At 70.7% G+C, this 22,121-nt stretch carries 20 protein-coding genes; 11 read left to right on the forward strand and 9 right to left on the reverse strand.

Features of this window, described 5'->3' with window-relative positions:
* The first annotated feature begins 94 nt into the window (after positions 1–94).
* From ACH3VR_RS01850 to ACH3VR_RS01860, 3 genes are read left to right on the forward strand one after another with little or no spacing between them, the layout of a single operon-like run.
* Positions 95–544, forward strand: coding sequence for an FAS1-like dehydratase domain-containing protein (locus ACH3VR_RS01850; RefSeq protein WP_396639045.1), 450 nt, complete (start codon positions 95–97; stop codon positions 542–544).
* On the forward strand, positions 541–945 hold the full coding sequence (locus ACH3VR_RS01855) for a MaoC/PaaZ C-terminal domain-containing protein (RefSeq protein ID WP_396639046.1): 405 nt from the start codon (positions 541–543) through the stop codon (positions 943–945). The genes ACH3VR_RS01850 and ACH3VR_RS01855 overlap by 4 nt, the downstream gene beginning before the upstream one ends.
* A 4-nt stretch (positions 946–949) precedes the next feature.
* The gene (locus tag ACH3VR_RS01860; RefSeq protein WP_396639047.1) at positions 950–2,086 is read left to right on the forward strand and encodes a UDP-N-acetylmuramate dehydrogenase; all 1,137 of its coding nucleotides are present in this window, start codon (positions 950–952) and stop codon (positions 2,084–2,086) included.
* A gap of 151 nt (positions 2,087–2,237) precedes the next feature.
* Here the strand turns inward: ACH3VR_RS01860 and ACH3VR_RS01865 are convergent, their stop codons facing one another.
* Together ACH3VR_RS01865 and ACH3VR_RS01870 are read right to left on the reverse strand one after the other, a co-directional pair.
* Positions 2,238–2,633 (reverse strand): glucose-6-phosphate dehydrogenase, encoded by a 396-nt coding sequence (locus tag ACH3VR_RS01865; protein WP_396639048.1) that lies wholly within the window; start codon positions 2,631–2,633, stop codon positions 2,238–2,240.
* 5 nt (positions 2,634–2,638) lie between these two features.
* A complete protein-coding gene (locus tag ACH3VR_RS01870) occupies positions 2,639–3,838 on the reverse strand; it encodes a pyridoxal phosphate-dependent aminotransferase (RefSeq protein ID WP_396639049.1) in 1,200 nt (399 codons plus the stop codon).
* A gap of 107 nt (positions 3,839–3,945) precedes the next feature.
* Between ACH3VR_RS01870 and ACH3VR_RS01875 the strand changes: the two genes are divergently transcribed.
* Positions 3,946–4,275 carry a hypothetical protein gene (locus ACH3VR_RS01875; RefSeq protein ID WP_396639050.1) on the forward strand — a complete coding sequence of 110 codons (330 nt, stop codon included), beginning with the start codon at positions 3,946–3,948 and terminating at the stop codon, positions 4,273–4,275.
* 135 nt (positions 4,276–4,410) lie between these two features.
* Positions 4,411–5,817 carry a polysaccharide deacetylase family protein gene (locus ACH3VR_RS01880; protein ID WP_396639051.1) on the forward strand — a complete coding sequence of 469 codons (1,407 nt, stop codon included), beginning with the start codon at positions 4,411–4,413 and terminating at the stop codon, positions 5,815–5,817.
* Positions 5,818–5,827: 10 nt separating this feature from the next.
* Here the strand turns inward: ACH3VR_RS01880 and ACH3VR_RS01885 are convergent, their stop codons facing one another.
* Positions 5,828–7,831, reverse strand: a complete 2,004-nt coding sequence (locus ACH3VR_RS01885) for a DUF6541 family protein (protein WP_396639052.1) — start codon at positions 7,829–7,831, stop codon at positions 5,828–5,830.
* 62 nt (positions 7,832–7,893) lie between these two features.
* On the opposite strand from ACH3VR_RS01885, the gene ACH3VR_RS01890 reads away from it, so the two are divergent.
* Complete coding sequence (locus ACH3VR_RS01890; RefSeq protein ID WP_396639053.1) at positions 7,894–8,358, forward strand: GtrA family protein; 465 nt, start codon at positions 7,894–7,896, stop codon at positions 8,356–8,358.
* Here ACH3VR_RS01890 and ACH3VR_RS01895 read toward each other — a convergent pair.
* The 5 genes from ACH3VR_RS01895 to aceB form a co-directional block, all read right to left on the reverse strand.
* On the reverse strand, positions 8,343–8,744 hold the full coding sequence (locus ACH3VR_RS01895) for a DUF2304 domain-containing protein (protein WP_396639054.1): 402 nt from the start codon (positions 8,742–8,744) through the stop codon (positions 8,343–8,345). The two genes, ACH3VR_RS01890 and ACH3VR_RS01895, sit on opposite strands and share 16 nt — an antisense overlap.
* Positions 8,741–9,475, reverse strand: a complete 735-nt coding sequence (locus ACH3VR_RS01900; protein WP_396639641.1) for a glycosyltransferase family 2 protein — start codon at positions 9,473–9,475, stop codon at positions 8,741–8,743. The genes ACH3VR_RS01895 and ACH3VR_RS01900 overlap by 4 nt, the downstream gene beginning before the upstream one ends.
* Before the next feature lie 126 nt (positions 9,476–9,601).
* Entirely contained in the window at positions 9,602–9,937 is a 336-nt protein-coding gene (locus ACH3VR_RS01905) for a YciI family protein (RefSeq protein WP_396639055.1), read from the reverse strand.
* A 160-nt stretch (positions 9,938–10,097) separates the two neighbouring features.
* Entirely contained in the window at positions 10,098–11,693 is a 1,596-nt protein-coding gene (locus ACH3VR_RS01910; RefSeq protein ID WP_396639056.1) for an isocitrate lyase, read from the reverse strand.
* Between the two features lie 28 nt (positions 11,694–11,721).
* Positions 11,722–13,386 (reverse strand): malate synthase A, encoded by a 1,665-nt coding sequence (gene aceB / locus ACH3VR_RS01915; protein WP_396639057.1) that lies wholly within the window; start codon positions 13,384–13,386, stop codon positions 11,722–11,724.
* A gap of 208 nt (positions 13,387–13,594) precedes the next feature.
* On the opposite strand from aceB, the gene ACH3VR_RS01920 reads away from it, so the two are divergent.
* Positions 13,595–15,073, forward strand: coding sequence for a helix-turn-helix domain-containing protein (locus ACH3VR_RS01920; protein ID WP_396639058.1), 1,479 nt, complete (start codon positions 13,595–13,597; stop codon positions 15,071–15,073).
* Between the two features lie 117 nt (positions 15,074–15,190).
* On the opposite strand, the gene ACH3VR_RS01925 is transcribed toward ACH3VR_RS01920, so the two are convergent.
* Positions 15,191–16,720, reverse strand: coding sequence for a PucR family transcriptional regulator (locus ACH3VR_RS01925; RefSeq protein WP_396639059.1), 1,530 nt, complete (start codon positions 16,718–16,720; stop codon positions 15,191–15,193).
* A 102-nt stretch (positions 16,721–16,822) separates the two neighbouring features.
* On the opposite strand from ACH3VR_RS01925, the gene gabT reads away from it, so the two are divergent.
* The 4 genes from gabT (at position 16,823) to ACH3VR_RS01945 (ending at position 22,116) form a co-directional block, all read left to right on the forward strand.
* Entirely contained in the window at positions 16,823–18,181 is a 1,359-nt protein-coding gene (gene gabT, locus ACH3VR_RS01930) for a 4-aminobutyrate--2-oxoglutarate transaminase (protein ID WP_396639060.1), read from the forward strand.
* 106 nt (positions 18,182–18,287) lie between these two features.
* Positions 18,288–19,667: a flavin monoamine oxidase family protein gene (locus tag ACH3VR_RS01935; protein ID WP_396639061.1), complete on the forward strand. Its 1,380-nt coding sequence runs from the start codon at positions 18,288–18,290 to the stop codon at positions 19,665–19,667.
* Positions 19,664–20,548, forward strand: coding sequence for a universal stress protein (locus tag ACH3VR_RS01940; protein ID WP_396639062.1), 885 nt, complete (start codon positions 19,664–19,666; stop codon positions 20,546–20,548). Before ACH3VR_RS01935 ends, ACH3VR_RS01940 begins: the two co-directional genes overlap by 4 nt.
* Positions 20,545–22,116 (forward strand): APC family permease, encoded by a 1,572-nt coding sequence (locus ACH3VR_RS01945; protein ID WP_396639063.1) that lies wholly within the window; start codon positions 20,545–20,547, stop codon positions 22,114–22,116. The genes ACH3VR_RS01940 and ACH3VR_RS01945 overlap by 4 nt, the downstream gene beginning before the upstream one ends.
* The last annotated feature ends 5 nt before the right edge of the window (positions 22,117–22,121 follow it).

The raw sequence follows: 22,121 nt of genomic DNA on the forward strand, positions 1-22,121 counted from the left end.
CGTGTTTCGCGCCGTGCACAGCATGGGCGCTCGGCCACAGCACGGGCTCCGGCCGCGGGGCGGGACGGTCGGGCGCGCTCGGTAGGATGGCACGGTGCCAGTGAACCCCGAGCTCGTCGGGCGGGACTTCCCGCCGACGTCGCCCTACCTCGTCGGCCGCGAGAAGGTGCGCGAATTCGCCCGCGCCGTCTTCGCCGACGACCCCCAGCACACCGATCCGGCCGCCGCGCAGGCGCTCGGCTACGCCGACGTCGTGGCGCCGCCGACGTTCGCGATCGTCGTGACCGACGCGACTCTCCAGCAGCTGCTGGGCGAGCCCGATTCGGGCATCGTCCTGCAGAACGTGCTGCACGCCGAGCAGAAGTTCCGCTACTCGCGGCCGATCGTCGCCGGCGACGAACTCACCGCGAAGCTCTCGGTCACGGGCATCCGTGCGATGGGCGCGGCCGCGATGGTCACGAGCGAGTCCGAGATCACGGATGCCGCGGGCGACCACGTCGTCACCACGACGTCGGTCCTGCTGGTGGGGGAGGGCGAGAAGTGACGTCGCTGACCGTCGGAGACATCGTCGCCGAGCGCACCGTGCACCTCTCCCGCGAGTCGCTCGTGCGCTACGCGGGGGCTTCGGGAGACTTCAACCCGATCCACTACCGCGACGACGTCGCGTCCGCCGTCGGCCTGCCGGGCGTGCTCGCCCACGGCATGCTCACGATGGGCCTCGCCGTCGGCACGATCGAGTCGTGGGTCGGCGACACCGGCCGCATCCTCGAGTACGGCGTGCGCTTCACCAAGCCGGTCGTGGTCGACCCCGAGACCGGCGCCGACGTCACCATCGTCGCCAAGGTCGGCGCCGTCGACGACGAGACCGCCCGCATCGACCTCACGGTGTCGTTCGACGAGACCACGGTGCTGGTCAAGGCGCAGGTCCGCGTCCGCCTCGCGTAAACGCATGCCCGACGTCGAGCCACGCCCGCTCGCGCAGCTCACGACGCTGCGCACCGGCGGCATCCCCGCGCGCATGATCGACGCGCACACGACCGACGAACTCGTCGCGGCCCTTCTCGAGGTGTGGGGCGACGGCGACGACTGGCTCGTCCTCGGCGGAGGCTCGAACCTCTTCATGGGCGACGAGCCGTTCGACGGCACGGTCGTGCGCGTGCTGACGGAGGGCGTCGAGTGGATGCCGTCGCCGCGGCCCGGCTTCGCGAGGCTCAAGGTGCAGGCGGGCCACGACTGGGACGCCCTCGTCGCGTACGCCGTCGAGGCGGGCCTGGCCGGCATAGAGGCGATGTCGGGCATCCCTGGGACCGTCGGCGCGGCACCCGTGCAGAACATCGGCGCATACGGCCAGGAGATCGTGCAGACCCTCATCGAGGTCGAGCTGCTCGACCACGCGACCCGCGAGGTGTCGGCCGTTCCCGCCGCCGAGCTCGGCCTCGGCTTCCGCACGTCGGTGCTCAAGCACCACTACGGCTCCGCGCCGCTGCGCTCTGCCGTCATCCTCTCCGTCACGCTCGAGCTCGCCGAGGTGGGCCACGCCGAGCGGCCGATCGCCGGCGCGCAGCTGCGCACCGCGCTCGGCCTGGCCGAGGGCCAGGCGGTCTCGGTCGCGTGGATCCGCGATCACGTGCTCGAGACGCGCCGGCGCAAGGGCATGGTGCTCGACGACACCGACCCCGACACCTCGAGCGCCGGATCGTTCTTCCAGAACGCCGTGGTCTCGGCATCCTTCGCGCGCACGCTGCCCGACGAGTGCCCCCGGTGGCCCGTCGCTCCCGACCTCGATCCCGTGCTCGTCATCCCGCTCGAAGCGTTCGACGGCTACATCCCGCCTGCGCGCACGCAGCAGCCCGACGTCAAGGTCAGCGCGGCGTGGCTCATCGAGCACTCCGGCGTGGGCAAGGGCTTCAAGCTGCCGCGCTCGCGCGCCGCCCTGTCGTCGAAGCACGCCCTCGCGCTCACGAACCGCGGCGGAGCCACGGCCGGCGAGCTCGCCGAGCTGGCGCGTTTCATCCAGGGGCGCGTGCAGTCGGAGTTCGGCCTGATCCTGCAGCCCGAGCCCGTGCTGATCGGCGTCGAGCTCTAGCCCCGCCCGCTTCGCCCGCGGCGTGTTGCGGGTGCGCTCCGACGACACCCGCCAGATGACGCGGGCGACCAGATCGCGCCCCGATTCGCCCGCGGCGTGTTGCGGGTGCACGTCGCATGACCCGCAATTCGCCCCGGGCGAATGCGCCGGGTCAGCCGACCTTTTCGCCGCAGATTCCGCATACGCCGGTCGGCGGAACCTCGACGAAGCAGTTGGGGCACAGCACCGCCTGGCGCTCCGGCTGGGCGGGCCGGCGCACCAGCGCCTGGCGGGGCGCGCGCTCAGGGCGCGACCGGGTGGTGACGGCGGGTGACGGCGCGGGGCGCCGGGCGGCCGGCACGTGCGTGACGCAGTAGAACCTCACGAATCCGGCGTGATTGTTGGGATGCCGGTGCTTGTACGCCCACAGTTCTGTGCGCGGCCGCGGGTCGACGTCGGGCCCGCAGCCCGCGCAGCGGGCGGGCTCGCCGGGCACGACGTCGGCCAGCACGACGGGCGACTCGAACGGGAGGGCGTCCCGCCAGTCCGCTGATTCGGTGATCCTCATGGCCGCTACGCGAAGAGCTCCTGCATGCGGCGCACGCCCTCGAGGAGCGCTTCGTCGCCGAGCGCGTACGAGAGGCGAAGGTAGCCCGAGGGGCCGAAGGCCTCGCCGGGCACGACGGCGACCTCGGCCTCGTCGAGGATGAGGTCGGCGAGCTCGAGCGACGTCTCGATGCGCTTGCCGCGCCAGTCGCGGCCGAGGAGGCCGGTCACGTCGGGGTAGGCGTAGAACGCGCCGAGCGGGTTCGGCACCGTGACGCCCTCGATCTTCGACAGCTCCGACACGATGAGCTTGCGGCGACGGTCGAACGCGAGGCGGAACTCCTCGACCTCGGTCTGCGGGCCCGTGAGGGCCGCGAGGGCTGCGCGCTGCGCGACGTTGTTGACGTTCGAGCTCAGGTGCGACTGCAGGTTGGCGGTGAGCTTGATGGCGTCGGCGGGGCCGACCATCCACCCGAGGCGCCATCCGGTCATGGCGTAGGTCTTGGCGACGCCGTTGACGAGGATCGTCTGGCCCGCGGCCTCCGGAACCGCCTCGACGATCGACACGGCGCGCGTGCCTTCGTAGACGAGGTTCTGGTAGATCTCGTCGGAGATGACCCAGATGCCGTGCTCGACGGCCCACTCGCCGATCGCCTTCGTCTCGTCGGCGGTGTAGACCGAGCCGGTGGGGTTGGAGGGCGAGACGAAGACGAGCGCCGTCGTCTTGTCGGTGCGCGCCGCCTCGAGCTGCTCGACGGTGACCTTGTAGTCCTGGTCGGCGCCCGCGAAGACCTCGACGGGAACGCCGTCGGCGAGGGCGATGGCCTCGGGGTAGGTCGTCCAGTACGGGGCGGGGAGCAGCACCTCGTCGCCCGGGTTCACGACGGCCTGGAAGGCCTGGTACACGGCCTGCTTGCCGCCGTTGGTCACGACGACCTGCGACGGCTGCACCTCCAGGCCCGAGTCGCGAAGGGTCTTCGCGGCGATCGCCTCGCGCAGCACGGGAAGGCCGACGGCGGGCGTGTAGCGGTAGTTCGCGGGGTCGTGGAGCGCCTCGATCGCGGCATCCACGATGAACTGCGGCGTCGCGAAGTCGGGCTCGCCCGCCGCGTAGCTGATAACCGGTCGACCGGCGGCCTGGAGGGCCTTGGCCTTGGCGTCGACCTTGAGGGTTGCCGACTCGGCGATCGCGGAGAGCTTGCGGGACAGTGGAGCGCGTTCGGTCACGCCTTCGAGCGTACCCGGGCAGGCGGGCGGACGTGGCGGCCGTCAGATCCCGTTACGTCTCCGGAGACCCGCCGTTCAGGGACGAATCAGCGGTACTCTGAGGGCAAATGGACGAGTTGCTGTGGGGAGCGGTCATCTCGTCGGTCGTGCTCGTCGCGGCCGGCGTTCTTGTGTGGTGGCTCTGGGGCTCATGCGGGCGTGCCCTGACGGGCGCCGTGGGCACCGTCGTCGGCGGGATTCTCTCCCTCGTGCCGCTGCTGGTCATGCCCGATCAGGACGTCGCGCTGCGAACGTCCTTCGTCATCCTCGTCGCCACCGTCGTCTGGCTGCTCGGCTGGGTGCTCGCAAGCGGCATCCGCGCGCAGCGCCTCGCGCGTGAGGCCGAGGCCGAGGCGCAGGCCCTGGTCGGCGCTCGCCGCGCCGCACCCCGGGCCTGACCCTTTCCCTTCAGCGACGCCCAGCTTCCGGCCTCGCACAGGGCGGCCTCGCACTGGGCGGCATCGGACCACGGAATCCTCCGGAGGCACGTGAGAGTCCGGGGTATCCCGCCGCGCCGGGCTTATGATCCGGACGTGCCTCTCGCCCGCCGCGCACTCGGCCTCGTCGGCGCGATCCTCGCCGCCGTCGCGCTCGGGGGCTGCGCGCTGCCGGCCCCACCTCTTCCGACTCTCACGCCCGAGCCTGACGCGACGGTCGAGTCGGTACCCAGCATCCGGCCATCGACGCTCGACGGGATCACCGCCCTGTCCATGGCGCGGGCAGGCGATGCCGCTATCGCCATCGAGCCGGTCTACTTCGACGGGGTCGAGTCGTTCAACAACCTCGTCGACTCGATAGCGCTCGCGCGCGTCGACCAATACCTCGGCGACCGGGCGCCCGCAGGCTTCCAGGTGGCGCTGCCGCCCGACGGGCTGAGGCTCGGCGACTCCGCCGCCGCCGGCGACGGGCTCCGCGTCGCGACCAACGTCGTGCTGGCATCGGGATCGTGGCTCGGGGTGCGCATGCGCGCGGAGAAGGACGGCGTCGCGATCGCGCAGTGGACGATCTACGGAGACGGGACGACGGATGCCGCGTATCCGGGTGACGCTCTGGTCGATCCTGCGCAGGGGGACGCGCTGCTCGCCGCCGCCGGCGGAGCGCCGCCCGAGTCCCTCGGGTCGCTGGCGATCGCGACCGACGGCGCCGTGCTCCTCGCTTCGGGGGACGGCGAGCCGGCCCGCGTCCCGGCGGAGGCTGCCCGGCCCCTTCTGTCCGATGCGGGACGGTCGGTTCAGGATGCCGCATCCTCCGGTGCCGCCTTCGTCCCCGTCGCGACGCCTGGCGCGCAGCACGTCCCCTGCTCGCTCGTCGCGTGCGTCGCGTTGACCTTCGACGACGGTCCGTCTCCCGAGACGACGCCGGGTCTGCTCGACCTCCTCGCGAAGGAACAGGTCGCGGCGACCTTCTTCGTGGAGGGCCAGCACGTGCAGACGGATCCCGGCATCGTCGCGCGAGAGCATCGCGACGGACATGCCGTCGAGAACCACACGTGGTCGCACCCTGATCTCGCCACCCTCGCCGGTCCCGACATCGAGCAGCAGATCAGCTCGACCGACGCGGCGATCGTGGCCGCCGGCGTTCCCGAGCCGACGCTCGCCCGCGCACCCTACGGCTCCGCGGGCGGGGCGGTCGCGGCATCCGTCCGTCATCCGCTCATCTACTGGAGCGTCGACGCCTTCGACTGGCAGAGCCTCGACCCCGACGTCTTCGTGCCCCGCGTGCTCGACCGCATCGCCCCCGGCGGCATCGTGCTCATGCACGACATCTACCCCTCGACCGTCGCGGGGCAGGAGACGATCATCGCCACTCTTCGCGACCGCGGCTACACGTTCGTCACGGTGCCGCAGCTGCTGTCGGGCTATGACCTCGTCGACGGGCAGGTGTACACCTGCCGCGGCACGGTCCCGTCCGACGCGGGCCCCGACTGCATCGGGCGCTGACCCCTGCGCTTCAGCCGCAGGCGGTGATGCGATAGAGCACGGCATCGCCTTCGCGGTCCACCTCGGTCGCGACCCCGGCGGCGACGAGATCATCGAGCCCCGGGTACTCGTTCGCACCGGGGTTGTCGGCCAGGTACGCGCCGAAGTCGAGCACCCACCGCACGCGCGTGTCTTCGAGTGCCTCGCAGACGGCGGGGTCGACGGCGGCGTCCCGCAGCCGCCGCGCGATCAGGAGCTGGTCGAGCGTGTCGTCGTGCATGAGGTGCGCGAAGAGCACCTTCCGGCCTGTGAAGGCGTAGGCGAGCGCGCTCCCGTCGAACGGGTTGTCGGCGATGACGTCTCCGGCGGCCACGTTGTCGGGCAGACGCGCGAGCAGACGCAGCTCGTTCGGTGTGATGAGGGGCGACGAGCCGTCGAGCACGTACGCCGCGCGGGTGAGGTCGGCATCTCGCGTCACGGCGAACTGCGTCGAGGGGACCATCAGGACGATCAGCACCGCCGTGAGCCCGATCGCGAGCGTCCGGCCGCCGGCGCGGCGGCGCCGCGCGCTCAGGGCGATGCGTCGAACGAGCAGGTCGCCGCCGATCGCCGCGGCGACGACGCCGGGTATGACGACGAACGCCGCGATGCGGTAGCTGTCCTCGTACCAGGGGCCGGTCAGGAAGGTGCGCAGGGGCGATCGCGGCACGCCGGCGACCGCGATGTAGAGGATGCCCGTGACGGCGTAGATGCCGAGGAACCACCACCGCTCCCGCCGCATCGCCAGCACGACGACGGCGATCGCGATGAGCACGAGAGCCGCGAACGGCACGGTTCCCCCCAGTGGCGCGTTGGCGAAGAACGCGGCGACGGCGACGAGGAACGAGTGCGGGGTGTCCCACCCCTGGAAGCCGTTCCTCGGACGGCCGACTATCCAGATCGCCGCGAGCACGAGGAGATACCCGGCCACGAGGATCCACACCGGCAGGGTCGAACGGCCGCGATGGCGACGCGAGCGGATCGATCCGACGAGAGACGTCACAACAGGTGGGATCGTGAGCACCGCGAGCGCGACGACGACGCTCGCATGGGCCAGAGCGACGCCGACACCGGCGACGGCCGCGAGCGCCCACGCCTGCGCTGACGGAAGCCCGGCGGATGGGCGCAGTCGGCACCCGGCGATGACGAGCGCCATCATTCCGGGCAGCAGCGCCACTCCGAAGAAGTAGGGGAGCACGACGCCCCACTCGAGGAGCCGGAGGGGGAAGGCGCCGAATGCGGCGGCGAAGACGCCGGCGAACGCGAGCGCGAGGGGTCGCGGACCGGCGATCGCCCGCACGAGTGCGAGCGCGCCGAGCGACCACACGACCACCGCGATGACGAGGTTCGTCGCGCTCACAGCCACCGCGACGGTGGAGATCCCGTGCCCCGGGGAGAGTTGTGCGACGAGGCCCGCGATGTCGTGCCACGCCGCGGGGTAGAACGACTCGGCGTCGGTGTTCCATGCGAGCCGCCCCATCGTGAGGGACGAGCCGTCCCCATCGAGCACGCGGCGCACGGCGTTGAGATGGAAGACGATGTCGAAGCGCTGCGAGAAGCTCTCCGGTGCGATGAGGCTGGTCGTGACACGCCACGTGAGCAGGACCGCCGAGACCACGAGGCCCGTGAGCCAGCCCCACCACACTCGGCGTGGCTCCCGGCGCCCTGGGGGGTGCACCGCCGGAGTGCCCCGCGCCGGCGGGCGCAGTGCCGGAGTGCGGCGCGCCGGCGGGCGCAGTGCCGGAACCAGCCGCGGGAGTGCGAAAGCGATCACTGCGGCGACCGTCCACACGGCGAGCACCCACCACGGCGAGAATGCCGACCCGACGAGCCCCGCCGCCACACCGGCGACCGCGACGATGCCCGCCGAGATCGGTGCCACGGCGCCGAGGGCGACGATCCCGCGCGCCCCGAACAGGCGCACGACGACGAGCCCGGGCAGGATCAGCACGCCGATCGCGATCGCGATCTCGGGGAGGGCGTCGAGCCACGTCATGCCGCGCGGCCCTTCCTGCGGTGTACGGGATCCTGCACGTGCGGGGTGTCAGAATGGGGGCCGTGCCCGCCCATCTCGCCCAGCGCATGACGGCGTTCGGACGCCGCGTCTGGGCGCGGAGCGCGATCCGCTACGTCGTGATCGGCGGAGTGGCATTCGCGTTCGACGTCGGTCTTCTCTTCGTGCTGCACGAGGTGCTCGGCATCCCCCTGCCCATCAGCACCCCGGTGGCGTTCCTGACGAGCTTCTGCGTCACCTATCTGCTGCAGCGCATCTTCACATTCCGCCTCGAGGGTCGCGTCGCCTCGAGCGCCGTCAAATACACGCTGCTCGTGATCGCCAACACCTTCGCCGTCACGGGGATCGTCGCGGCCGTCGACGCGCTGGGCGGCTCGTGGTTCGCCGGGAAGCTGCTCGCCGTCGTGGCGATGACCGTCTGGAACTACTTCGCGTATCGGTACTGGGTGTTCGCGCCTCGAGCGCGAGGGCACGGATCGTCGCACGCCACGCCTCAGCCGCGCGCCTGATCTTCGCCGACCGCGAGATCGTCGTCGGGCGGGGGCGTCGTTCCGCGCTCCGCCTGCAGCTCGTCGACGTCGGCGCGGAGGATCGCCGTCTCCTCGGCGAGACGCCGGATCTCGTCCTCGGCCCGGGAGAGCTCCCACGACAGGTGCAGGCAGACCCCCACGAGGAGCACGATCGAGAGCGCGAAGATGAGGTTCGACGGCAGCTGGACGCCGAGGAGGTGGGTCAGCCCGACGAGCAGCTCCGGGAAGATCGACAGGATCAGCAGTATCAGGCCGATCGTCAGCCAGAGGACGGCGTACTTCTCACGCAGCTGCCGACGCACCAGGAGCGTCAGGATGATGACGAGGACGGCGACCGCGAAGGTGAGGCCCGCGACGACGATCATGCGACCCGCTCCTGCGCCGAGGTTCCGCGCATGAGGGCGAGTCCCAGCGCGAAGACGCAGCGGCACAGGTAGACCGTCGAGCCGAAGAGGCTCTGGCTCGCGTGGCCGCCGGCGCGAGGGCGCATCGCGACGGGCACCTGCGTCACCGTGAGTCCCGCGTGCACCGCGGCCACGAGCGAGTCGATCGTGTCGCCGAGGTACTCGGCGGGGTAATACTTCACGTACTGCGCGATGGCGCGTGCGTTCGCCGCGCGGAAGCCGCTCGTGACGTCGGTGAGCCGGGTGTGTGCGGAGCGCGACACGACGCGCGCGAGCAGGCGCATCGCCCAGCGGCGCGGACCGCGGGCGCGGTAGTCGCCCACGTCGGCGAACCGCGCACCGATCGAGATGTCGGCGCGCTCGAGCCCCGCCAGCACCGCGGCGATGTCGTCGGGGTTGTGCTGTCCGTCGGCGTCGATCTGGATGGCCTGCTCGAAGCCGTGGCGGATCGCGTACCGGAACCCCGCCCGCATCGCGCCGCCCACGCCGAGATTGATCGCGAGCGTCAGAACGATCGCGCCCGCGGCGCGCGCCTCGTCGCCCGTGTCGTCGGTCGACCCGTCGTCGACGACGATGATGCTCACCCCAGGGCACCGCTGCGCGATCTCGCGCACGGTGTCGCCGACGACGCCCGCCTCGTTCCACGCAGGCACGATGACCAGTGTTTTGGAGAGCGAGTCCACGCGCGTCAGTGTAATGCGCGGGACGAGCCCGCACCCGTCATGGGAATCAGCTGTTGATGGCGACTTTCCGACGGCAGAACGCCGACGACGGATGCCCCGGCCGGGCGAGCCCCGGCGGCCCGGGAGGGCGCCGGCTCAGAGGTCGAGCGGCCAGGCGGGTCGCAGCTCGATGATGCCGCCGGTGGCCATGGGATGCCGCGATGCGATCTCGAGCGCCTCGTCGAGATCGGCGCACTCGAGGATGTCGAAGCCGGCGATCCATTCGTGCGTCTCGGCGAAGGGCCCGTCGGTGACGATGACCTTCCCGCCGCGGCGGCGCACGGTCTTCGCGTCGGCGGGCGGGCGGAGGCGATCGCCATCGGTCGCCTTGCCGTTGCCGTAGGTCTCGCCGACCCATTCTTCGATCGTGAGCGGCGGCTCCCCGTTCTTCTCCAGGCTGGGGTCGACCACCACGAGCATGAGGTACTTCATCGCGCTGTCCTTTCCGTTCGAGCGACGTTACTGCTCAGGGCGTCGAACGGTGCGGCATGAACTCGACAGAACGTCGTCGAAGAATTTCGGCGGTCGGAAACGCCGGATGCCTCGGACCGGGGTCGGTCCGAGGCATCCGTTCTCGTTCAGTCGCCGGGTCTCAGCTGAACTGGTTCATCGTGTTGTGCTGGCCGCCGGCCTTGAGGGCCGCGTCGCCGGCGAAGTACTCCTTGTGGTTGTCGCCGATGTCGCTTCCCGCCATGTTCTGGTGCTTGACAGTGGCGATCCCCTCGCGGATCTCGCGGCGCTGCACGCCCTTCACGTAGGCGAGCATGCCCTCGTCGCCGAAGTAGCCCTTGGCGAGGCTGTCCGTCGACAATGCGGCCGTGTGATAGGTCGGCAGCGTGATGAGGTGGTGGAAGATGCCGGCCCGAGCCGACCCGTCCCGCTGGAAGGTGCGGATCTTCTCGTCGGCCAGCCGCGCCAGCTCGGTGTCGTCGTACTCGACGCTCATCAGGTCGCCGCGGTCGTAGGCCGAGACATCCTCGCCCTGCTCCTCGAGCAGGTCGTACGCCTGCTGACGGAAGCTGAGGGTCCAGTTGAACGACGGGCTGTTGTTGTAGACGAGCTTCGCGTTCGGGATGACCTCGCGGATGGCGTCGACCATTCGCGCGATCTGCTCGACGTGCGGCTTCTCGGTCTCGATCCACAGCAGGTCGGCGCCGTTGCGCAGCGACGTGATGCAGTCGAGCACGCAACGCTCCTCGCCGGTTCCGGAGCGGAACTGGTAGAGGTTGCTCGCGAGACGCTTCGGGCGCAGCAGCTTGCCGTCGCGCTTGATGACGACATCGCCGTTGCCGAGGTCGGAGCCTGAGATCTCGTCGGCGTCGAGGAACGAGTTGTACCGGTCGCCGAGGTCGCCGGGCTGGTGCGTGACGGCGAGCTTCTGCGTCAGGCCGGCGCCGAGCGAGTCGGTGCGGGCCACGATGACGCCGTTGTCGATGCCGAGTTCGAGGAACGCGTAGCGGACCGCGGTGAGCTTCGCGATGAAGTCCTCGTGCGGCACCGTCACCTTGCCGTCCTGGTGGCCGCACTGCTTCTCGTCCGACACCTGGTTCTCGATCTGGATGGCGCACGCGCCCGCCTCGATCATCTTCTTCGCCAGGAGATACGTCGCCTCGGGGTTTCCGAAGCCCGCGTCGATGTCGGCGATGATCGGCACCACGTGGGTCTCGTAGTTGTCGATCTGCGACTGGATGAACTCGACAGCCGTCTCGTCGCCCGCGGCGCGCGCATCGTCCAGCTGCGTGAAGAGCAGATCGAGTTCGCGCGCGTCGGCCTGGCGGAGGAACGTGTAGAGCTCCTCGATGAGGGCGGGAACCGAGGTCTTCTCGTGCATCGACTGGTCGGGGAGGGGGCCGAACTCCGAACGGAGCGCGGCGACCATCCACCCCGACAGGTACAGGTAGCGCTTGTTCGTCGACTTCAGGTGCTTCTTGATCGAGATGAGCTTCTGCTGCCCGATGAAGCCGTGCCAGACGCCCAGCGACTGGGTGTACACCGACGAGTCGGCGTCGTACTCGGCCATGTCGCGGCGCATGATGTCGGCCGTGTACTGGGCGATCTCGAGCCCGGTGCGGAACCGGTTCTGCGCCCGCATGCGGGCGGCCGACTCGGGGTCGATCGCATCCCAGCTGGAACCGTTGCGCTCCTTGAGCGCCTGGATGGCTTCGATGTCCTCTTGATACGCAGTCATGTCGTCTTCCTTTTCGTCGTCTTCGGGCTCAGTCGGACTCGACCAGGTACTTCGCGTAGGCCGGCAGCGTCAGGAACGCGGGGAAGTCCTGGCCGAGCGAGACCTCGCGGAAGATCTCCGCGGCGTCGTCGAAGCGGTCGCCGTCCCGGCGGTCGACCTCGCCGAGCACCTGGGTGATCAGGCCCTCGACGTACTCGCGGGTGATGGCGGTGCCGTCGTCGGTGGTCTGGTCCTGGTGGATCCACTGCCACACCTGCGAGCGCGAGATCTCGGCGGTCGCGGCATCCTCCATGAGGTTGTCGATCGCGACGGCGCCCAGGCCCCGCAGCCAGGCCTCGATGTAGCGGATGGCCACGGACACGTTGCCGTGCACGCCGGCCGTCGTCACCGGGCGTCCGATGTGCACGTCGATCAGGTCGGCCGCCGACACGTGGACCTCTGGCCGCTGGCGGTCGAGCTGGTTCGGACGGTCGCCGAGCACGGCGTCGAACTCGGCGCGGGCCACCGGGATGAGGTCGGGGTGGGCGACCCACGTGCCGTCGAAGCCGTCGCCGGCCTCGCGCTTCTTGTCGGCCGCCACCTTCTGGAACGCGCGCTCGGTCACCTCGGGGTCGCGGCGGTTCGGGATGAAGGCGCTCATGCCGCCGATCGCGAAGGCACCGCGCTTGTGGCACGTCTTGACGAGCAGCTCGGTGTAGGCCCGCATGAACGGCACCGTCATCGTGACTTCGCTTCGGTCGGGCAGCACGAACCGCGCCCCGCGCCCGCGGTAGTTCTTGATGATGGAGAAGATGTAGTCCCAGCGACCCGCGTTCAGGCCCGCGATGTGATCGCGCAGCTCGAACAGGATCTCCTCCATCTCGAACGCGGCCGGCAGCGTCTCGATGAGCACCGTCGCGCGAATGGTGCCGTGCGGGATGCCCACGTACTGCTCGCTGAACGTGAAGACGTCGTCCCACAGTCGCGCTTCTTCGCTCGACTCGAGCTTGGCGATGTAGAAGTAGGGGCCGCGGCCGTTCGCGATGAGCTGCTGCGCGTTGTGGAAGAAGTAGAGTCCGAAGTCCACGAACGATCCCGACGCCGCGATCGTGCGGCCGGTGCGGTCGGTGAACCGGATGTGCTGCTCGGGCAGGTGCCATCCGCGCGGACGCATCACGATCGTCGGCGTCTCGGTGGCGGTGACCTCGTAGTGCTTGCCCTCGGGGCTCGTGAAGCTCAGCTCGCCGCGGATCGCGTCGCGCAGGCTCAGCTGGCCCTCGATGACGTTGGTCCAAGTCGGGCTGGTGGCATCCTCCTGGTCGGCGAGCCACACCTTCGCGCCGGAGTTCAGCGCGTTGATCGTCATCTTCGGGTCGGTCGGACCCGTGATCTCGACGCGGCGGTCCTCGAGGCCCGGGCCGGCGCCGGCGACCTGCCACTGCGCGTCTTCGCGGATGTGGCGGGTGTCGTCACGGAACTGCGGGTCGTGCCCGTTGCCGACCTCGAAGCGGCGGCGCATGCGGTCGGCGAGCCGGTCGTGGCGGCGGGCGGCGAAACGATCGTGCAGCGCGGTGAGGAACGCGAGCGCCTCGGGCGTGAGGATCTCGTCGTAGCGGGGTCCGAGGCGCCCGGCGATCTCGATCGTGGGCTCGTGGGTCTGAGTGGGGATGGGCCCGGTGCGTGTACGCATCGGGGCGGCGGTCGCAGGTGTCATGGTCCTGCCTTCCTGTGAACGAGTGTGTTGAGAGTGAGGGGGATGCCTCGACCCGGCGTGTGCTCCGGGGCGAGGCATCCCGTGATCCGCGTTCTGGGTGGATCGCTGGGAGGTCGTGAGACCACTCTGCGGTGAAGTTGGGGGGTCGACCCGGCGATTCCGGCAGTGAACTTTTCGCGGATTTCTGTTTCCGTGACAGAATCGGGCCATGACGACGACGTTGACCTCGGATGTGCGCGGTGAAGTCCCGGACGATGAAGAGGTGGATCCCCTCACGATCGGCCGCCGCATCCGGCAGCTGCGCACCGAGCGCGGCATGACGCTCGAAGAGCTCGCGACGTCGGTCGATCGCGCGCCGAGCCAGCTGTCGATGATCGAGAACGGCAGGCGCGAGCCCAAGCTCACACTGCTGCGTGCGATCGCCCGTTCGCTCGGCGTGACCCTCGACGCGCTGCTCGAATCGGAGCCCCTCGATGAGCGCGCGACGCTCGAGATCGCGCTCGAGCGGGCGATGAAGGGCCAGACGTTCCAGGCGCTCGGCATCGCGCCGTTCCGCATCGGCAAGACCGTGCCGACCGACGCGCTCAAGGCCATGCTCTCGCTGCAGACCGAGATCGAACGGCTCCGCGACGAGCGCGCCGCGACGCCGGAAGAGGCGCGGCGCGCCAACGTCGCCCTGCGGCGGCTCATGCGCACGCAGAACAACTACTTCCCCGAGCTGGAGCAGCAGGCGCGGCGCATCCTCGACGCCGTCGACCACCCCGGCGGGCCGCTCACGCAGCGCACCGCGTCGGACATCGCGGCGCACCTCGGCTTCACCCTCCACTACGTGCCCGACCTCCCGCAGACGACCCGCAGCGTCGCCGACATCAAGAACGGGCGCCTGTACCTGTCGAGCCGGCTGACCACGAAGGGCGATCCGCGCACGGCCGTGCTGCAGGCGCTGTCGAGCCGTATGCTCGGACACCGAGAGCCGACGTCGTACGCCGACTTCCTGCGCCAGCGCGTCGAGACCAACTACCTCACGGGCGCGCTGCTGATCCCCGAGGCGCACGCCGTGCCGTTCCTCGACGAGGCGAAGAAGGACCGCTCGATCTCGATCGAAGACCTCCGCGACGCGTACTCCGTGTCGTACGAGACCGCCGCGCACCGCTTCACGAACCTCGCCACGGTGCACCTCGGCCTGCCGGTGCACTTCCTCAAGGTGCACGAGTCGGGCGTCATCACCAAGGTCTACGAGAACGACGACGTCAACTTCCCGACCGACCGCCTCGGCGCGATCGAGGGACAGATGTGCTGCCGCAAGTGGACCTCACGCGTCGTCTTCGACGTGGACGACCACTTCAACCCGTACTACCAGTACACCGACACCGGCAACGGAACCTACTGGTGCACGGCCCGCGTGGAGCTCTCCAGCGAGGGTGCGCACTCGATCAGCGTGGGCGTCCGCTTCGACGACACCAAGTGGTTCCTCGGCCGTGACACCCCCAACCGCGGCGTCTCCAAGCACTCCGTCGAGGTGTGCTGCCGGCGCGCCCCCGCCGACCTCGAGGCCGCATGGCGCGAGCAGTCGTGGCCGAATGTGCGCACGCCCCGCACACTGCTCGCGACGCTGCCGACCGGCGCGTTCCCGGGCGTGGACACGACAGACGTGTACGAGTTCCTCGAGGCCCACGCTCCCCGCTGACCGCGTCCGGCGGCGCGAGCGGCCTCGCGCGCGCGTGCACAGCCGCGGGGATTGTGCGCGGCGCGCCGGGGCGCGTCGGCGCGTCGGTCGATATCCCCGCGGTTGTGCACGCGCGCGTCAGCCGGGGCGGGAGACCTGCAGGGCGGCCCACAGGTCGGCGCGCGCCGCGAACGACGTCAGGTCCGTCTCGAGGAGGCGCTGGGCGAGGCCGATCCGCGCCCGGACGGTGTGACGGTGCACGCCGAGCGCGGTCGCGGCGGTGTCGATGCGCGCGTCGTTCTCGAGCCACACGCGCACCGTCTCGACGAGGGCCGTGCCCTCCTCGAGGTCGTGCTCGCGCAGCGGCGCGAGCCGCGCGGCGGCGAGGGAACGGGCGGCCTCCGAGTCGAGGGCCGACAGCACTCCGGATGCCGCGATCTCGCGGAACCTCGTGACGGGCTCGGTCCCGCGGCGCAGCGCCGTGACCGCCTGGGCGTGCGCGTCGCCGAACTCCGCGTAGGGCACGGCCTCCGAGACTCCGAGGCGCGCCTCGAACCGCGTCGCCAGGTCGTCGAACACGTCGTCGTCGCGCGACACGACGACGAGGGCGTCGTCGGCGCGGCCGTGGAAGACCGCGCCGCGCGTCTCGGCGGCGCGGAGCGTGAGCCACTCCGACACGGCGTCGGACCGCGCGACCGCGGCATCCGTCACCGCCACGTGCACGGGAGCCGCGGGCAGCCCGCCCCACAGGTCCCGCGCGATGCGCCGGGCGAGCGCGGCGTCGCCGGCCAGGAGCGACTGCACGAGTCCCGCCCGCAGGAGGTCGTGGGCGCGGGTGAGGCTCTGCTGCTGCTCGAACGCGAGCCCCGCCATGGCGACGACGGAGGTCACGACGCCGCGACCCTCCTGGTCGAGCTCGGCGGCGGCGATCGCGATGACGCCACGGAGGTGTCCGCCGCGTCCGAGCGTCTGCATCGTGAAGGGCGCGCCGCCGATCCGCAGCGACGACCCGGCGCGCGCGCCGCGGCGCAGCACGGCGCCCACCTCGTCCTGGAGCTCGTCGAGGACGGCGCTCTCCAGGCCGCGCGCGGGATGCTCCCGGCTCAGCACGCCGGCCGCATCGAAGAGGCCGACCCACGTGTCGAGCTGGCGCGACAGCTCTGCCAGCGTCGCGCCGAGCCCGTCCGGGCGGAGCGCCGCGAGGGCGATCGCGCGCTGCGCCGCGAGCGCCCAGCTGCGGCGCGCATAGGCCTGCGCGGCGATCGCCTCGGCGTTCGCGCGGGCGACCGCGATGAACGGCGTGCGGTACGGCACCTCGAACAGCGGCATCCGCTCCGCCCGGCACGCCTCGGCGAGGGCGGGCGGGATGCCGTCGCGGACGACCTCCGTGCCGAACCCGAGCGCGACGACGCCGCGTGCCGACAGGCGATGCACGTACGAGCGGAACGCGTCGTCGCCGGCATCGCGGAACTGCGTGCCCGTCGTCAGCAGCGCGAGGCCCTCCGACAGGAACGGAGTGGGGTCGGCGAGGTCGGAGCTGTGCACCCAGCGCACGTGCCGATCGAGGGCTCCCGACTCGAGGTCGTGCTCGTCGCCCTCGAGCCGCAGCTGCAGCTCGCGGCGGTGCAGCAGCGCTCGCAGCGTCGGCGCCTCGGCGGTGGCATCCATCGACCCTCCCGAAGTCGCGCTGTACGAGGCGTACAGGCGGCGCAACAGAATGTACACCGCGGAGAGTGCACGCGCCCGGTGGGCCTCCGTACGCTCGCCCTCATGACCGCCATCGACACCGTCACCGCAACGCCGCTGGGCGGGCCCTCACTGCCGCAGGAGCGCCGCCTCGTCACGAGCATCCCCGGCCCCCGTTCGCAGCAGCTCCTGGACCGCAAGGCCGCCGCCGTCGCGGCGGGCGTCGGACACACCGCCCCCATCGAGGCCGTCGCGGCCGGCGGGGGAGTCATCGTCGACGCCGACGGCAACTCGCTCATCGACCTCGGCTCGGGCATCGCCGTCACGACCGTCGGCAACGCGCACCCCAAGGTCGTCGAGGCCGTTCAGGCGCAGGTCGCGCAGTTCACGCACACGTGCTTCATGGTCTCGCCGTACGAGTCGTACGTCGCCGTCGCCGAGGCGCTCAACCGCGTCACGCCGGGCGACCACGCCAAGAAGAGCGCCCTGTTCAACTCGGGCGCCGAGGCCGTCGAGAACGCGATCAAGATCGCCCGCAAGTTCACGAAGAAGTCGGCGGTCGTCGCGTTCGACCACGGCTACCACGGCCGCACCAACCTCACGATGGCACTCACTGCCAAGGCCATGCCCTACAAGAGCGGCTTCGGGCCCTTCGCGTCGGAGATCTACCGCGCGCCCCTCTCCTACCCCTTCCGCGACGGCCTGACCGGTCCCGAGGCGGCGAAGAAGGCCATCTCGATCATCGAGAAGCAGGTCGGCGCCGACAACCTCGCCGCCGTCATCATCGAGCCCATCCAGGGCGAGGGCGGCTTCATCGTCCCCGCCGACGGGTTCCTGAACGCCGTCGTCGACTGGTGCCGGGCCAACAACGTCGTCTTCATCGCCGACGAGATCCAGACGGGCTTCGCCCGCACGGGCGCCATGTTCGCGAGCGAGCGCTTCGGCATCGTCCCCGACGTCATCACCACCGCCAAGGGCATCGCCGGCGGCCTTCCGCTCGCCGCGGTCACGGGGCGCGCCGAGATCATGGATGCCTCGCACTCGGGTGGCCTCGGCGGCACCTACGGCGGCAACCCCATCGCGTGCGCCGCCGCGCTCGCCGCGATCGAGGTCTACGAGACCGAGGGCCTCGTCGAGCGCGCGAACGAGATCGGCGAGATCCTCACGACCCGCCTGCGCGAGCTGCAGGCATCCGACCCCCGTGTCGGCGACGTCCGCGGACACGGCGCCATGATCGCCGCCGAGTTCGTCGACCCCGAGACGGGCGAGCCCGACGCGGCCCTCACCGGGGCCATCGCAAAGGCGTGCATCGCCGACGGCGTCATCGTGCTCACCTGCGGCACCTACGGGAACGTGATCCGTTTCCTCCCGCCGCTCACCATTCCCGACGCGCTGCTCCACGAGGGCATCGACGTCGTGGCCGCGGCGCTCGCGGCCAACTGACAGCGCGGTCGACGGACCCGGCGCCGGGGGGAGGCCGGGTCCGTCGTCCGCGGAACTTCGCTCCGCCATCGGCGGAAGCATCCCCCATTCGAGCAAAGGAGCACTCATGTCGGAGCTGACGCGCGACGTCGTCGTCATCGGAGCGGGAGCGGCCGGCCTGACGGCCGCCAACGAGCTGAAGAAGGCGGGCCTGTCCGTCGCCGTCCTGGAGGCGCGCGACCGCGTCGGCGGGCGCCTGTGGACCGACGTGATCGACGGCGCGATGCTCGAGATCGGCGGCCAGTGGGTCTCGCCCGACCAGCACGCGCTCATCGAGACGATCGACGAGCTGGGCCTGGAGACGTACGAGCGGTACCGCGACGGCGACTCGGTCTACGTCGGCCCGACGGGGGAGGTCTCGCGCTTCACAGGCGAGATGTTCCCGGTCTCGCCCGAGACCGAGCGCGCGATCGCCGACATCACGGAGCGTCTCGATGCGATGGTCGCCGAGATCGACCCCGACCGTCCGTGGGCGCACCCTCAGGCCGAGGAGTGGGACTCGATCTCGTGGGATGCCTGGCTGCGCGCACAGACCGACGACGATGAAGCCGTCCGCAACCTCGCGTTCGCCACCGGCTCGGCCATGCTGACCAAGCCCACGCACGCGTTCTCGCTCCTGCAGTCGCTTCTGATGGCGGCATCCGCCGGCTCCTACTCGCACCTCGTCGACGCCGACTTCATCCTCGACAAGCGCGTCGTGGGCGGCCTCCAGCAGGTGCCGCTCCTCCTCGCCGAGCGCCTCGGCGACGACGTCTTCCTCGGCTCGCCGGTGCGCACGCTCGAGTGGTCCGACCCTTCGACAGGCTCAGGGCAAGGGGGGGTCACCGCGACGACCGACACCCAGACGGTGCACGCCCGGTACGCGATCCTCGCGCACGCGCCGATCCTCTACAGCCGCATCCAGTTCGTGCCCGCGCTGCCGCGCCGACAGCACCAGCTGCACCAGCACCTCTCGATGGGCTTCGTCATCAAGGTGCACGCCGTCTACGAGACGCCGTTCTGGCGCGAGCAGGGCCTGTCGGGCACCGCGTTCAGCCCCTACGAGCTCTCGCACGAGGCCTACGACAACACCAACCACGGCGACGAGCGCGGCACGCTCGTCGGGTTCGTCTCCGACCAGAACGCCGACGACGTCTTCACCCTGTCGGCCGAGGAGCGCAAGGAGCGCATCCTCGAGTCGCTGTCGCACTACTACGGCCCCGAGGCCAAGAACCCCGTCGTCTACTACGAGAGCGACTGGGGCAGCGAGGAGTGGACGCGCGGCGCGTACGCCGCGAGCTTCGACCTGGGCGGCCTGCACCGCTACGGCGCCGACCTGCGCACCGCCGTCGGACCCATCCACTTCGCCTGCAGCGACATGGCCGGCGCGGGCTACCAGCACGTCGACGGCGCCATCCGCATGGGCCGCTTCGTCGCGGCGAACATCCTCGACAAGGCCCACGCGTGACGGGCCGGATCGTCGTCGGCTACACGGCAACGGAGGCGGGCGAGGACGCCGTCGCACTCGGCGCGCGGCTGGCCGCGGCGACGGGTGCCCAGCTCGATCTCGTGCTCGTGCTCCCGGCCGACGACCGCAGCGTCATCACGCCGCCCGACGCCGGGTACGACCGCTACCTGCAGGGCCAGGCCGAGTCCTGGCTCGCCGCTGCCGAGGAGTCGATCCCGGATGCCGTGACCCGGGCCACGCACGTGCGCTTCGCCGACTCCTTCGCAGAGGGCCTCATCGGCGCGGCGCACGAGTTCCAGGCCGGCCTCATCGTCGTCGGCGCCGCCAACGGCGGCTTGCGCGGCCGGCACCGTCTCGGCACGGTCGCGGGCGAGCTGCTGCACTCCTCCGACGTGCCGGTCGCACTCGCGCCCGAGGGCTCGCGCCGCGTCGACGTCAAGGGCGTGAGCCGCGTCACGGTGGCGATCGGCACGCGTCCGGGCGCCGAGGCACTCCTCGAGGAGAGCGTCGCGCTCGCCGTCGCGACCCACGCGCACCTGCGCCTGCTGTCGCTCGTCTCGGTCGACCTGCCCGCCACCGTCGACACCGGCGTCATCCGCGTCGCGGGTGCCGCCCACGCCGACGATGTGCTCGGCAAGGCGCTCGACGCGCTTCCCGAGGCGGTCGAGGCCGACGTCGTCGTCGCACGCGGTGACAGCGTCGAGGAGGCTGTCCGCCACCTCAGCTGGGAGCCGGGCGAGCTGGCGGTCGTCGGCTCGAGCCGCCTCGCGCAGCCCCGCCGACTGTTCCTGGGCTCGACGGCAGCGAAGATGCTGCACGAGCTTCCCGTCCCCATGGTCGTGGTGCCCCGCACGCGCGGTCAGGAAGGTGCACGCGCATGAGCGCTTCATCACAGACCTCGGGCGCGCCGCTGGCCCCCGCATCCGGAGCCCACGCGGGCGAGCTGTCCAAGAAGGGCCTGAGCGCCGGCGCCGTCGGCGTCGTCGGCGCCGTCGTCATCGGCATCTCGACGATCGCTCCGGCCTACACGCTCACGGCGTCGCTCGGGCCGACCGTGGCCGTCGTCGGCACGCAGGTGCCCGCGATCATCCTCGTGGGCTTCATCCCGATGCTGCTGACGGCCTTCGGCTACCGCGAGCTCAACCGCGCCATGCCCGACTCGGGCACGTCGTTCACGTGGGGCGTCCGCGCCTTCGGGCCGTGGATCGGCTGGATGACCGGCTGGGGCATCATCGCCGCGACCGTCATCGTGCTGTCCAATCTCGCGGGCATCGCCGTGGAGTTCCTGTTCCTGCTCATCTCGCAGCTGACCGGCAATCCCGACATCGCGGACCTCGCGTTCAATCCCGTGATCAACGTCACGGTCTGCCTGCTCTTCATGCTCGGGGCGACGCTCGTGTCGTACCGCGACATGCAGACCACGCAGAAGTTCCAGTACATCCTGGTCGGCTTCCAGGTCGTCGTGCTGCTGCTGTTCGCGATCGTCGCGATCGTCAAGGCCGTGCAGGGCGATGCGCCCGACCCCACCGCGTTCTCGTGGTCGTGGTTCAACCCGCTCGAGGTGCCGACGTTCAGCGCCTTCGCCGCCGGACTGTCGCTGTCGATCTTCATCTTCTGGGGCTGGGACGTCGTCCTGACCATGAACGAGGAGACGAAGAACCCGGCCAAGACGCCGGGCCGCGCCGCGATGCTCACCGTCGTCATCGTCGTCGCGCTCTACCTGCTGCTGTCGATCGGGCTCATCATGTTCGCCGGCGTCGGCACGGGCCCCTTGGGCCTGGCCAACGAGGACATCTCGGCGAACGTCTTCTTCGCGCTGTCCGACCCGATCCTCGGACCGCTCGCGTTCCTCGTCTCGCTCGCGGTGCTCTCGAGCTCCGCCGCGTCGCTGCAGTCCACGGCGGTCGGTCCCGCCCGCACGCTCCTGGCGATGGGCCACTACGGCGCGCTCCCGTCGAAGTTCGCGCGGGTGAGCCCGCGGTTCTTCACCCCTGGCTACGCGACGATCGTCTCGGCAGTCGTGGCGTCGGTGTTCTACGCCGTCATGCGCGTCCTCAGCGAGAACGTCCTGACCGACACGATCCTCTCGCTCGGCATGATGATCTGCTTCTACTACGGCCTCACCGCGTTCGCGTGCGTCTGGTACTTCCGCAAGCAGTGGTTCGACTCGGTGCGCAGCTTCTTCTTCACCTTCCTGTTCCCGCTTGTGGGCGGCGCCATCCTCGCGGTGCTGTTCGTCACGACGCTCATCGACTCGATGGACCCCGCCTACGGCAGCGGCTCGAACATCTTCGGCCTGGGACTCGTCTTCGTGCTGGGCGTCACCGTGATCCTCGCCGGCGTCGTCATCATGATCTGGCAGGCCATCAAGCGTCCCGAGTTCTTCCGCGGGCAGACGCTGTCGATGGATGCCCCGCCCAGCCTTCGCCGCACCCGTCAGACTGTCTGAGAAAT

It is taken from the genome of Microbacterium alkaliflavum, from assembly GCF_044325405.1.
Taxonomy (GTDB): domain Bacteria; phylum Actinomycetota; class Actinomycetes; order Actinomycetales; family Microbacteriaceae; genus Microbacterium; species Microbacterium alkaliflavum.

Coding starts and splice junctions, on each gene's coding strand:
- ACH3VR_RS01860 (WP_396639047.1), top strand. CDS start 950: ATGCCCGACGTCGAGCCACGCCCGCTCGCGCAGCTCACGACGCTGCGC.
- ACH3VR_RS01865 (WP_396639048.1), bottom strand. CDS start 2,633: ATGAGGATCACCGAATCAGCGGACTGGCGGGACGCCCTCCCGTTCGAG.
- ACH3VR_RS01875 (WP_396639050.1), top strand. CDS start 3,946: ATGGACGAGTTGCTGTGGGGAGCGGTCATCTCGTCGGTCGTGCTCGTC.
- ACH3VR_RS01885 (WP_396639052.1), bottom strand. CDS start 7,831: ATGACGTGGCTCGACGCCCTCCCCGAGATCGCGATCGCGATCGGCGTG.
- ACH3VR_RS01895 (WP_396639054.1), bottom strand. CDS start 8,744: ATGATCGTCGTCGCGGGCCTCACCTTCGCGGTCGCCGTCCTCGTCATC.
- ACH3VR_RS01905 (WP_396639055.1), bottom strand. CDS start 9,937: ATGAAGTACCTCATGCTCGTGGTGGTCGACCCCAGCCTGGAGAAGAAC.
- ACH3VR_RS01910 (WP_396639056.1), bottom strand. CDS start 11,693: ATGACTGCGTATCAAGAGGACATCGAAGCCATCCAGGCGCTCAAGGAG.
- aceB (WP_396639057.1), bottom strand. CDS start 13,386: ATGACACCTGCGACCGCCGCCCCGATGCGTACACGCACCGGGCCCATC.
- ACH3VR_RS01920 (WP_396639058.1), top strand. CDS start 13,595: ATGACGACGACGTTGACCTCGGATGTGCGCGGTGAAGTCCCGGACGAT.
- ACH3VR_RS01925 (WP_396639059.1), bottom strand. CDS start 16,720: ATGGATGCCACCGCCGAGGCGCCGACGCTGCGAGCGCTGCTGCACCGC.
- gabT (WP_396639060.1), top strand. CDS start 16,823: ATGACCGCCATCGACACCGTCACCGCAACGCCGCTGGGCGGGCCCTCA.
- ACH3VR_RS01935 (WP_396639061.1), top strand. CDS start 18,288: ATGTCGGAGCTGACGCGCGACGTCGTCGTCATCGGAGCGGGAGCGGCC.
- ACH3VR_RS01945 (WP_396639063.1), top strand. CDS start 20,545: ATGAGCGCTTCATCACAGACCTCGGGCGCGCCGCTGGCCCCCGCATCC.